12 protein-coding genes are annotated in these 11,668 nt (G+C 72.7%); 8 read left to right on the top strand and 4 right to left on the bottom strand.

Features of this window, described 5'->3' with window-relative positions:
• Nucleotides 1–23: 23 nt before the first annotated feature.
• Nucleotides 24–530, bottom strand: coding sequence for a hypothetical protein (locus H5397_RS02760; protein WP_182814782.1), 507 nt, complete (start codon nt 528–530; stop codon nt 24–26).
• 74 nt (nt 531–604) lie between these two features.
• Nucleotides 605–1,204: a CueP family metal-binding protein gene (locus H5397_RS02765; RefSeq protein ID WP_182814783.1), complete on the bottom strand. Its 600-nt coding sequence runs from the start codon at nt 1,202–1,204 to the stop codon at nt 605–607.
• A gap of 130 nt (nt 1,205–1,334) precedes the next feature.
• Here H5397_RS02765 and H5397_RS02770 point away from each other — a divergent pair, with 130 nt between their 5' ends.
• Entirely contained in the window at nt 1,335–2,903 is a 1,569-nt protein-coding gene (locus H5397_RS02770) for an aspartate:alanine exchanger family transporter (protein WP_182814784.1), read from the top strand.
• Between the two features lie 5 nt (nt 2,904–2,908).
• Here H5397_RS02770 and H5397_RS02775 read toward each other — a convergent pair whose 3' ends face one another.
• On the bottom strand, nt 2,909–3,802 hold the full coding sequence (locus H5397_RS02775; protein WP_182814785.1) for a LysR substrate-binding domain-containing protein: 894 nt from the start codon (nt 3,800–3,802) through the stop codon (nt 2,909–2,911).
• Nucleotides 3,803–3,953: 151 nt separating this feature from the next.
• Here H5397_RS02775 and H5397_RS02780 point away from each other — a divergent pair, with 151 nt between their 5' ends.
• From H5397_RS02780 to H5397_RS02805, 6 genes are all read left to right on the top strand, one after another.
• Nucleotides 3,954–5,126, top strand: coding sequence for a nucleotide sugar dehydrogenase (locus tag H5397_RS02780; protein WP_182814786.1), 1,173 nt, complete (start codon nt 3,954–3,956; stop codon nt 5,124–5,126).
• A 109-nt stretch (nt 5,127–5,235) separates the two neighbouring features.
• Entirely contained in the window at nt 5,236–6,099 is an 864-nt protein-coding gene (locus H5397_RS02785) for a hypothetical protein (RefSeq protein ID WP_182814787.1), read from the top strand.
• On the top strand, nt 6,086–6,451 hold the full coding sequence (locus H5397_RS02790; RefSeq protein WP_182814788.1) for a GntR family transcriptional regulator: 366 nt from the start codon (nt 6,086–6,088) through the stop codon (nt 6,449–6,451). Before H5397_RS02785 ends, H5397_RS02790 begins: the two co-directional genes overlap by 14 nt.
• A gap of 16 nt (nt 6,452–6,467) precedes the next feature.
• Nucleotides 6,468–7,799, top strand: coding sequence for a cytochrome P450 (locus H5397_RS02795; protein ID WP_182814789.1), 1,332 nt, complete (start codon nt 6,468–6,470; stop codon nt 7,797–7,799).
• 10 nt (nt 7,800–7,809) lie between these two features.
• Nucleotides 7,810–8,544, top strand: a complete 735-nt coding sequence (locus H5397_RS02800) for a PIG-L family deacetylase (RefSeq protein ID WP_182814790.1) — start codon at nt 7,810–7,812, stop codon at nt 8,542–8,544.
• Entirely contained in the window at nt 8,541–8,720 is a 180-nt protein-coding gene (locus H5397_RS02805; RefSeq protein WP_182814791.1) for a hypothetical protein, read from the top strand. Before H5397_RS02800 ends, H5397_RS02805 begins: the two co-directional genes overlap by 4 nt.
• 401 nt (nt 8,721–9,121) lie before the next feature.
• Here H5397_RS02805 and H5397_RS02810 read toward each other — a convergent pair whose 3' ends face one another.
• A complete protein-coding gene (locus H5397_RS02810) occupies nt 9,122–10,804 on the bottom strand; it encodes a DUF885 domain-containing protein (protein ID WP_309224257.1) in 1,683 nt (560 codons plus the stop codon).
• Nucleotides 10,805–10,947: 143 nt separating this feature from the next.
• On the opposite strand from H5397_RS02810, the gene H5397_RS02815 reads away from it, so the two are divergent.
• Nucleotides 10,948–11,664, top strand: a complete 717-nt coding sequence (locus tag H5397_RS02815; protein WP_182814792.1) for a glycerophosphodiester phosphodiesterase — start codon at nt 10,948–10,950, stop codon at nt 11,662–11,664.
• Nucleotides 11,665–11,668 lie beyond the last annotated feature (4 nt).

The following is an 11,668-nucleotide window of genomic DNA, read 5'->3' on the forward strand; positions in this document are numbered from 1 at the left end:
CACCCACCCCCACGCGTGTGGCATCAGCGCGGTGCGGAAGGTACCCCTGCGGCGCCTTCTGCACCGCGCCTCGGCCACACGGCCAGCGTGACGAGCGCGACCAGCGCCAGCGCGCTCGCGATGTACAGCGGCAGCGCCCACGGCGCGTGGTCACCCCCCGAGATGCCGAACGAGTCGGCCAGCGCCATGCCGGCGCCGAAGCTCGCGACGAAGTAGGCCGGGGCGCCCAGCACGAGCATGGCGAGGTAGCCGAGCGCGTAGTCCCAAGGGGCGGGGTCCTTGTCGAGCCACGCGGTCACGAGGAGCCCGACAGCCAGGGCGACACCGAACCCGAGCAGGCCCAGGACCCGCGGCGTCCCGAGGCTCTCGCCCCAGCGCGCCATCTCGGCCTCGATCTGGGGCAGGGTCCTGCCCGGCACCGCCGCGAGCGGGTTGAGCACGAGGATCTGCACCGCGGCCAGGGCCGCGTAGGCGACCATGGCCAGCGTGCCCAGGGCCGCGATGCGGCGGGTCAGGGAGCGGTCGGCCATGGCCCCACCCTGCCAGCGACCACGCGCGAGGGGCTCCACCCCCGGTCGGAGGTGGAGCCCCTCGGTGGTCTCGATCAGGCGACCTGCAGCGTGGTCAGGCAGGTGGCGTCCTCGGGACCGGTGGCGAACGGCACCGTGCCGGCCTTCCCGTCGGCGGTCACGGTGACCTGCCCGGTGATGTCCTTGGGCAGCCAGAAGCCGACGAAGCCGTTGGCGTAGGTGGTGGCGTCCTCGTCGACGAGCACGGTGCCGGCGGAGTCGACGATCTTCACGTGGACGTCGGCCGACTGCATCTCGCCCATGCACGTCGCGAGGGAGTGGTAGAAGCACTCGTGCGTCTGCGAGGCGTACGGGGCGATCGACAGGTAGAACTGGTCGCCCTCGATCGGAACCTTGGTCTCGTTCGTGCCGTCGCCCACCAGCACGTGGTCGTAGCGCACCGACGCGCGCAGCGGCAGCGGTCGGGCGTCGGGGGCCTGGTCGAGTTCGTCGACGATCTGCTTGCCGGTCTTGCCGGCGAGGCCGACGGCGGCCAGCACGTCACCTGCCTGCCCCGCAGCCGGCGCGGACGCCGCGGGCGCGGCTTGGTTGCCTGCCGGGGCGGGCGCGGGGGCCGAGCAGCCGGAGAGGGCCACCAGCGCGGCCAACGACAGGGCGACAAGGGACTTCTTCACGGGTGCTCCTCGGGGATGCGGCTACGACACTGTGTAGTGTACATACGGGTGGGGGGTATCAGAAAAGGCGACAGGAGATCAACAAGGCATACTGTCGTCCCGCGGGGCGCTGGGCCCCACGGAGGTCGCCATGGAACTACTCGTCAGCTCGCCGCTGCTGGCCATCATGCTCGTGGTCGCGCTCGGTGCCGCGGTCGGGATGATCCCGTTCGGACCGATCCGCTTCGGTGCCGCGGGCGCCCTGTTCGTCGGCCTCGCTGTCGGCGCGCTGGTCCCCGACGCGGGCCTGGGGCTCGGGCTCGTGCAGCAGCTCGGCCTCGGGCTGTTCGTCTACATGGTCGGACTCGCCGCGGGGGAAACCTTCTTCGCCGACCTCCGCCGCCAGTTGCCCCTGATGATGCTCGGGCTCGGCACGGCCGCGCTCGCCTTCGGGGTCGCGGTGCTGGTCGGGCTCGGTCTCGGACTCGACGCCGGCTTCATCACCGGCACCTTCGCCGGCGCACTCACGTCCACGCCCGCCCTGGCGGCGGCCACCGCGGCCACCGGCTCGCCGAACGCTGCGGTGGGCTACTCGATCGGCTACCCGCTGGGCGTCGTCCTCGCGATCGTGGCGGTCGGCCTCGTCGTCGGACGCCGCTGGCCCGACGCCCGCGACCCCCGCAGCGCCGCCGCCGAGGGGATCGTCGCCACCAGCACCCACGTCGAACGGGACGCCGCCCTGCGCGAGGTGCCCGGCTGGGCCGACGAGACCATCAAGATGAGCTACCTGGTCCGCGACGGCCGCACCCGCGTCCTCGCTCCCGGCGAGCACCTGCAGCCCGACGACCGCGTGCTCGTCGTCGGCGCCCCCGCCGCGGTCGAGGCGGCGGTCGCCTTCATCGGGCACGCCTCCCAGGGCGAACTCACCGACGACCGCCAGGCCGTGGACTTCCGCCGCTTCGTCGTCTCCAACCCCGCCGTCGCCGGCCGCTCCGTCGCGCAGCTGAACCTGCCCGGCCGCTTCGGCGGCGTCATCACCCGCGTCCTGCGCGGGGACGCCGACCTCCTCGCCCGCGACGACCTCGTCCTCCAGCCCGGCGACCGCGTGCTCGCGGTCGTCCCCCGGTCCGAGATGGATGCCGTCGCCCGCCACCTGGGCGACTCCGAACGCAAGGTCTCCGAGGTGGACGCGCTGGCCCTCGGCCTCGGGCTGTCGCTCGGCCTCCTGGTCGGCGCGGTCACGGTGCCCCTGGGTGGGGGAGCGTCCTTCTCGTTGGGTGCCGCGGCCGGACCGCTGGTCGTGGGCATGGTGCTCGGTGCGCTGCACCGCACCGGACCCCTCACGTGGGACGTGCCGCTGCCCGCGAACCTGACCATCCGCCAGCTGGGCCTGCTGCTGTTCCTCGCCGCGGTCGGGCTGGCGTCCGGGCCGGCCTTCGCGGCGTCCGCCTTCACCGGGACGGGAGTGCGCGTCGGCGTCCTCGCCCTGGCCGTGCTCGCGACGAGCGCCCTCGTGTTCGGGGTCGGCGGGCGCCTGCTCGGCCTCTCCGCGCCCCGCACCGCTGGCGGCCTCGCCGGGTTCGTCGGCCAGCCCGCCGTGCTCAGCTTCGCCACGCAGCGCCTGTCCGACGACCGCATCGAGGCCGGCTACGCCGCCCTGTTCGCGCTGGGCATCATCGTGAAGATCCTGCTCGTCCAGGTGTTCGGCGCGCTGCTGTAGGGAATTTAGATGCCGGCGGGGTTGGCCAGCTCGACGAGGCGGTCGACGACGCGCTCGACCGTCGCCGGAGCATCCGTCCGCCAGGCCGCGATGAGGTCGATCGTGACCTCGTCGGCCAGAGGGACGTACTCCACCCCGGGGATCTGGAGGTGGGCCACGCCCTGGGGCACCAGGGCCACGCCCTGACCGGAGGCGACGAAGGCGACCAGGGTCGCCGTCTCGCGCACCTCGGTGCGGATCATGGGGGTGAACCCGGCGGCGCGACAGGCGGCCACCAGCGCGGACGCCATCGCGCTCGCGCGGGCCTGATAACTGATGAAGGGCTCGTCGGCGAGATCGCCGAGGACGACCGGACCGGACGCTGCGGGGTGACCGGTGGGCAGGGCGGCGACCAGTGGCTCCGACCGGAGGACCCTGCTGCTCACGCCCGGCGCAAGGTCGAACGGCCTCAGGACCCCCACGTCGAGCGACCCGTCGGCCAGGCGTGCCGCGACCTCGGGGCTGAGCAGGTCGCCGGTGAGGTCGAGCTGGAGCAGCGGCAAGGCGTCCCCGACAGCTCGGGCCAGGGCCGGCATGAGGCCGAAGCTGGCCGAGCCGATGAACCCCAGGCGCAGCGAGCCCTGCTCGCCGGCGTCGATGCGGCGGGCCTCCGCCACGGCGTCATCGATCGCGTCGAGGATGCCGTGCGCCCGCTCGAGCAGCCGGGCGCCGGCCGGGGTCAGGTCCACCCGCCGGGTGGAACGGTCGAGCAGCTGCACCCCGATCTGGGCCTCGAGCGCCTTGATCGTCGGGGACAGGGCGGGCTGGGCGACGAAGAGCCGCTCGGCGGCCCGGCCGAAGTGCCGCTCCTCCGCGACGTACACGAAGGCGCGAAGCTTGCGCAGGTCGAGGGTGGTCACGACGAGCAGTCTGGGCGGTCATTCACAAGGGGACCGTACGGAATCGTCGTGGAGCCGGGCAAGGGTCGTCTTGATGTCCACCCACAGGACCGTGATGCGTCCTCATGAGCCGTTCATCAACTGCTCACTCGGAGTCCCTAATGTGGACACCATGGAACGCACCCGCATCACCGTCGTCGGGCTCGGTTACGTCGGCATGGCCTCGGCCGTGCTGCTCGCCCAGCGCCACGACGTCGTCGCCCTCGAGATCGACCCCGAGCGCGCCGCCCTGGTCAACGACGGCCGCTCCCCGATCGAGGACCCCGACATCTCCGAGTTCCTCGGACGCGGCGGGCTCAGCCTGCGCGCGACGACGGACCCGGCCGAGGCCTATGCGGGCGCGGAGTTCGTCATCATCGCCACCCCGACGAACTATGACCCCGAGCTGGACTACTTCGACACCTCCACCGTCGAGTCGGTGATCAAGGCCGCCGGGTCCAACCCCGACGCCGTCGTCGTCATCAAGTCCACGATCCCCGTGGGCTTCACCCAGCGCATGCGGGAGGAGCACCCGGGCCGCCGCATCCTGTTCAGCCCCGAGTTCCTCCGCGAGGGCCGGGCGCTGTACGACAACCTGCACCCCAGCCGCATCATCGTCGCCGACCCGGGCCCGGACGCCGAGTGCTTCGCCGGCCTGCTGGTCGAGGGATCGCTCGACCCGGACGTCCCCGTGCTCTTCACCGGGGCGCCCGAGGCCGAGGCCATCAAGCTGTTCTCCAACACCTACCTGGCCCTGCGCGTGGCCTACTTCAACGAGCTCGACACCTACGCCGTGCAGCACGGGCTCGACACCCGCCAGATCGTCGAGGGCGTCGGCCTCGACCCGCGCATCGGCACGCACTACAACAACCCGTCGTTCGGGTACGGCGGCTACTGCCTGCCCAAGGACACCCAACAGCTCCTGGCCAACTACCGGTTCGTGCCGCAGAACCTGATCCGCGCGGTGGTCGACTCGAACTCGACCCGCAAGGACTTCATCGCCTTCGACATCATCAAGCGCAACCCCAAGGTCGTCGGCATCCACCGCCTCGCGATGAAGGCGGGGTCGGACAACTTCCGGGAGTCCTCCATCCAGGGGATCATGAAGCGCATCAAGGCCAAGGGCATCCCCGTCGTGCTGTACGAGCCGCTGCTCGAGGTCGACGAGTTCTTCCGCTCCGAGGTCGTCAAGGACCTCGACGAGTTCAAGTCCCGCTGCGACCTGATCGTCGCCAACCGCATGCACCCCGAACTCGCCGACGTGGCCGACAAGGTCTACACGCGCGACCTCTACGGTCACGACTGACGGACGCCGCGGGTCCGGGTCCCCGCCCCAGGATTGACTCTTGGCGGACTCGCTTTGTGCTGGCACAATCAGTACAACGATCAGCACAAAGAGTGGGCGAGGAGCGGCCATGGGCGACGACGCGGTGTGGGTGGTCGCGTTCGCGTCCCTGTTCGTCGCGGTCCACCTGGCTCCCGACCTGCGCCCGGCCAGGTGGGCGCTGCCGGGGATCGCGCGCGAGTGGCGCAAGGGCGCCGGGGTCCAGACAGCGAGCGAGGGTGACCCGTCGTTCGACGTGATCGACCGCGAGTTCCGCCTCCGGCGGACCAGCGCGCTCGGCGCGATCCTCGTCCTGGTCGCCTGCCTGCCGTGGCTCGCCGACCTGGGCTGGGCGAGGCGTCCCATCGGCGTCCTGCTTCCCTTCGCGATCGTGCTGGTCGCCCAGCTCGCGATCCGGGTCGTGCTGGCCGGGGGAGAGGCGCTGCGCGAGCGGGCCGACGGACGCCCCCGCCTGTCCATCGTCACACCGGGTCGGCTCACCCACCACCTCCCGGCCTGGTGGCTGGCCCTCATCGGAGCGGTCCCGGTCGCCGCCATCGTGCTCGCGTGGCGCGACGTCCACGCCCTGATGGGTGCCGGCGCGACCCCACTCCTCGCCGGGGGCCTGCTCGCCACGGCAGCCGGCCTCGCCGCCGCGGCCTGGCTCGTCCGCCGGCCCCAGGTCGCGCACGAGCCGTCCGACCTGCGCTGGAACGCCTTCCGTCGCTCGCGCGACGTGGCCCAGCTGGTCTCCCTCGGCGCGTACCTCGCCCTGGCGGCCGTGTGGTTCCCGCGCCCGTTCCTCGACCCCGACGGTCCCGTGCCGTGGTGGGCGTGGCCCCTGCCGCTGCTCGCGTTCGCCATGCCGTGGGTCTCCCAGGTGCTGGCCCAGCGCCGGCACCGCGCGGTCTTCGCGGTGGCCGGTCAGGAGGAGCAGGTCGATGCTCACCGTTGACCCGTCCCTGCCCACGCCGCCGTTCGAGCAGGTCAAGGAGCAACTCACCGAGCTCCGCGCCACCGGCGCCCTCCCGGCCAGCCACCGGCTGCCGACCGTCCGCCACCTCGCCGCCGAGCTCGGGCTCGCCCCCTCCACGGTGGCCCGGGCCTACCGCGAGCTCGAGGCGTCCGGGGTCATCGAGACCCGCGGCAGGCACGGCTCCTTCATCACGCCCACGAGCCCCCAGACCCGGACCGAGGGCGTCCGACTGGCCCACGACTACGTGCGACGCCTGCGTGCGCTGGGGGTGGCCGATGCGGACGCCGTGCGCTTGGTCCGGGACGCGATCGGTGGGCTGCCGGCCTCCTGACGCCTACCATCGGGTCATGAGCACCACGATTCCGGGACCGCACCCGATCGCGGCGCTGAGGGGCATCGCCCGACGGGGTTTCCTCGCCGAGACGGGTCGGCTCTGGCGCACCCACGGGGACACCTTCGCCCTCAGGCTGGGCGTCGGGGACATGGTGGTGGCCGTCCACCCCGACAGCGTCCGGGACGTGCAGCTGACGCAGCGGCGCAGCTTCGACAAGCGCGCCAGCTACGACGGCGTGCGGCGCTACCTCACCGGTGAGGGCCTCATCGCCAGCACCGGCGAGCTCTGGAAGCGCCAGCGCAAGCTCATGGCCCCGTTCTTCACGCCCAAGGGGGTGCTCGCCTACGCGCAGATCATCCTCGACGACGCCGACCGGGTCGTGGACCGCTGGGCCGGGCTCGCGGCGTCCGGCCAGGTCGTCGACATGGGCGAGGAGATGATGGAGCTGACCGCCTCGATCATCCTGCGCGCGCTGTTCAGCACGGCGGCGGACGCCGACATCGTGCGCCTGAAGGGCCACGTCGAGACGATGATCGGGTACACCACCCGGCGGATGGGCCCGCACCTGCCCGACTGGCTGCCGACCCCCTCCCAACGCGCCTACGAGCACGCCCGCGACGAGGTGCGCGGTTACATCGCCGGCCTCATCGCCGAGCGCCGGGCCAGCGGCACCACCCCGAACGACCTACTGACCAGGCTGATGGATGCCCGCGACGACGACGGCGCCCCCATGAGCGAGTCGCTGCTGCGCGACGAGTCGATCACGATGTTCTTCGCCGGCCACGAGACCACGGCGCGCACCATGGCGGCCGCCTGGGCGGCGCTCGCCGCGAACCCCCGCGTCGCCGCGCGGCTGCATGCTGAGCTCGACGGCGTCCTCGGCGACCGGATGCCCACCGTCGAGGACCTGCGCTCCCTGCCGTACAGCCTCCAGGTGGTCAAGGAGGTGCTGCGGCTGTGGCCGGCCGCCCCCTTCTACGTGCGGGACGCCGTGGCCGACGCCACCGTCAACGGCTTCGCCGTGTCCGAGGGCACGCCGGTCATGCTGGCGCCCTACTGGACCCACCGCCACCCCGACTTCTGGGACGACCCCGAGGTCTTCGACCCCGACCGGTTCACCCCCGAGGCCGAGAAGGGGCGCCACCCGCAGGCCTACCACCCCTTCGCCACCGGCGAGCGGGTCTGCATCGGCAACCACTTCTCGCTGCTGGAGTCGCACCTGCTGCTCGCCGTGCTGGCCCGACGGTTCGCCCCGCGGATGGCCGGCGCCCAGCCGACGTGGACCATGGAGGGCACCCTCAGCCCGGCCGGCGGCCTGCCGATGCGGATCCGCGAACGCACCTAGGGTGGGCCGCATGACCGACCTGTTCGACCGCTCGCGGGTGCTGTTCGTGCACGCCCACCCCGACGACGAGACCCTCGCCACGGGCGGGCTGATCGCCGAGCTCGCCGCCCGCGGCGTCGAGGTGGCCGTCCTGACCGCCACCCGCGGCGAGCAGGGCGAGGTCGTCGACGGCCCGCTGGCCCACCTCGCCGGGACGCCCGAGCTCACCGCCCACCGCGAGGGCGAGGTCGCCGCCGCCTGCGCCACGCTCGGTGTGCGACACCACGCCTTCCTCGGCGGTCCGGACGCCCGCGCCGCCGGTCTGCCTCCCCGCCGCTACACCGACTCGGGGATGGCCTGGCTCGACGAGTCCGAGACCGTCGCCGGCCCCGGGGACGCCGCGGGCCCCGACTCCCTGACCTCCGCCGACCCGGCCGAGGTGGCCGCCGACATCGCCGCGTACGCCCGCGCGTTCGGGGCCGACGCGATCGTCAGCTACGACGCCCACGGCGGGTACGGGCACCCCGACCACGTGGCCCTGCATGCGCCGAGCCGGGCGGCGGCGTCCGAGGTGGGCGTGCCGTTCCGGGAGGTGGCCTCGGTCGCCGACCCCGACGACGCGCTCGACACCCCGCAGCACCTGCCGCTGCTGCAGGAGGCCCTGCGCCACTACGCCAGCCAGCTCACCGTCGACGGCGCCGACGTCGTGCACGTGGGCGGGCAGCGCCAGCCGATCCTGACCCGGTTCACCCTGCGGACGCCGTGACCCTCGCCCTGCTCGCCATCCTCCTCGGTGCCGCCACGCAGCGCCTCACCGGGATGGGGTTCGCGCTGGTGTCGGCACCCCTGCTGGTGGCGGTGCTGGGCCCGCTGACGGGCGTGCAGTTGCTGCAGGTGTTCGGCATCTTCGCCTCCGCGCTGGTGCTGGCCCAGGTGTGTTGACGCCGAGGTCCGCACAGCGTCCTGCTCATGCTGCCGGTGATCGTCGGCATCTTCCCGGCGCCTGGCTCGCCCGCACGCTGCCCTCCCCGGTGCTGGCCGTCGTGATCGGGGGCATGGTGATCGGCGCCGCACCCCAGGCGCGCACGCTGTTCTACTGCCCCCCGTGCCAAGGGCCCGGGGCGTGATGGTCGCCTGCCCGGTTCCAGAATTTGATGGCGGGTTCAACTCATCAGTCGCACTGAGGTTTCTGGGGCCACCCGAACAACGGGAACCGGATCAGCGACAATCCGTCAGCGCGCGAAGCCATCGAGCAGGGCGGTCGCAGCGGGTAGTTCTCGTACATGTTCAGCACGCGCGGGATGCCGATCGCGCCCCGGCGCCCGCCCCCCGCGGCCGCAGGCTCAGCCGACCAGGGCGTCCCGCAGCACGTCGAGCGGCAGCGAGCCCAGGTTGAGCGCGCGGGTGTGGAAGTCCTTGAGCGAGAACTCCTCGCCGCGCGCCTGGGCCGCAGCCGCGGCGTCCGCCCGGATCTGCTCCCAGATGCGCTGGCCCACCTTGTAGCTCGGCGCCTGGCCGGGCCACCCGAGGTAGCGGTTCAGCTCGAAGCGCAGGAACCCGTCGTCCATGTTGACGTTGTCCTTCATGAGCTGCCACGCCTTGTCGGCGTCCCAGGTGCCCCCGCCGTAGCGGTCGAAGGCGGGCTTGCCGAGGTGCACGCCCAGGTCGAGCACGACGCGCGTCGCGCGCAGGCGCTGCGAGTCGAGCATGCCGAAGCGGTCGCCGGGATCGGTGAGGAACCCGAACTCCTCCATCAGGCGCTCGGCGTAGAGGGCCCAGCCCTCGCCGTGGCCCGACAGCCAACACAGCTGGCGGCGCCACCAGTTCAGCTCGGCGGCGTTGTACACGGCCTGGCCGACCTGCAGGTGGTGGCCCGGGACGCCCTCGTGGTAGACGGTCGTCTTCTCCCGCCACGTGGTGAAGCCGGTCACGCCCTGCGGGACGCTCCACCACATCCGGCCGGGGCGGCTGAAGTCGTCGGTGGGGCCGGTGTAGTAGATCGCCCCGTTCTGGGTGGGCGCGATCATGCACTCGAGCCGGTGCAGCGGCTCGGGGATGTCGAAGTGCACCCCGCCCAGGGCCGCGATCGCGGCGTCGGAGGTCTCCTGCATCCACGCCTTGAGGGCCTCGGTGCCGTGCAGCTGGCGGGCCGGGTCCCCGTCGAGCGCGGCCACGGCGTCGGCGACGGACGCCCCGGGCCCGGCGATCTCGCGGGCCAGGGCCTCCTGCTCGGCGGTCACGCGGGCCAGCTCCTCGACGCCCCACTCGTAGGTCTCGTCGAGGTCGATCGTGGCGCCGATGAACTGCCGCGACATGCGCTGGTAGAACTCGCGCCCGGCGGCGTCCTCGGGGCGGGCGGCCGGGGCCAGTTCGTCGCGCAGGAACGCGGCCAGGCGCCCGTAGGCCTCACGCGCGGACGCCGCACCGCGGGCCAGGTCGTCGGCCAGGCCGCCGTCGGGGGCAGCGCCGTCGGGGCGGGCGCCCGCGGCGAAGGCCGTGAAGAAGGACGCCTCGGCGTCGGCCAGACCGGTGGCCTCGGCGATGCCGAGCTCGACCTGGCGGATCGCCGGGGTGTTGCGCGTCGCGATGCCCTCGCGCAGGGTCTCGACGTAGCCGTCGAGGGCGGCGGGGATCGCGCCGAGACGCCCCGCGATGTTCGCCCACTGCTCGGCGGTGTCGGTCGGCATCAGGTCGAAGACGTCGCGCAGCGCCTGCAGCGGCGAGGCGAGGTTGTTCAGCTGGCGGCGGTGGTCGCCGGCCTCGGCGGACTCCAGCTCCAGGCCGAGCCGGTCGCGCATCGCGGCCAGGGTCACCTCGTCGGTGGCGTCGACCGGGGTCGCGGCGTCCAGCTTCGCGAGCGTGGCGCGGACGAGGTCGACCCCGGCCTGCGTGCCGGCGGGGGAGAGGTCGTCGAGCAGGTGGTCGCGCCCCGGGACGCCCAGGCTGGTCGCGGTCATGGGGCTCAGGTCGACCACCGCGCGGGTGTACTCCTCGGCGATGGCGTCGATCGGTGTGGCTTCTCTCACCTGCCAGAAACTAGCCGGTGGGGGGCGGCGCGGGGCAGGGGGCGTCCGGGTGTCCGGTCGTTCAGTGTTCAGAGCCGCCGTCCGGGGTCGGGAACCCGCGGACGTTCACCCACCCGTTCACCCGGCGGTGCCAGCATGGGGCCATGACGTCTGTGTGGGCCCACCGCGGCGCGAGCGGTTATGCACCCGAGAACACGCTGCCGGCGTTCGAGCTGGCCCTCGAGCAGGGGGCCGACGGGTTCGAGCTCGACGTGCAGCTGACCCGCGACGACGAGGTGGTGGTGATCCACGACGAGACGCTCGAGCGCACCACCGACGGCAACGGGTGGGTCGCCGACCATAGCCTCGAGGACCTGCGGAAGCTCGACGCCAGCTACGGCCACGAGAAGTACGCGGGCACGCGGATCCCGACGCTGGGGGAGGTGTTCGACCTCGTCCGCAACACCGGGACAATGGTCAACGTCGAGCTCAAGAACTCGCGCATGGCCTACAAGGGGCTCGAGGAGCGGGTGCTGGCGATCGTGGAGGCCCACGGCATGGCCCACCGCGTGGTGCTCTCGTCGTTCAACCACTACTCGCTGCGGCACCTCGTCGGGCTCGGCAGCGCGCTGCCGTTGGGCGCCCTGTACTCCGAACCGCTGTGGAAGCCGTGGCAGTACGCCGCCCGCCTGGGGGCCACCGCCCTGCACCCGTCGCTGGCCGCGACCCGGCGCAAGATCGTCGAGAAGAGCCACGAGCACGACCTCGCCGTCCACGTGTGGACCGTCAACGAGCCCGAGGACGTCCAGCGCATGGTGGGCCTCGGCGTCGACGCCCTGATCACCAACTACCCCGACGTGGCGCGTTCGCTGGTCGGTTGACCCG

The organism is Propioniciclava sp. MC1683 (assembly GCF_014164675.1).
Taxonomy (GTDB): Bacteria; Actinomycetota; Actinomycetes; order Propionibacteriales; family Propionibacteriaceae; genus Propioniciclava.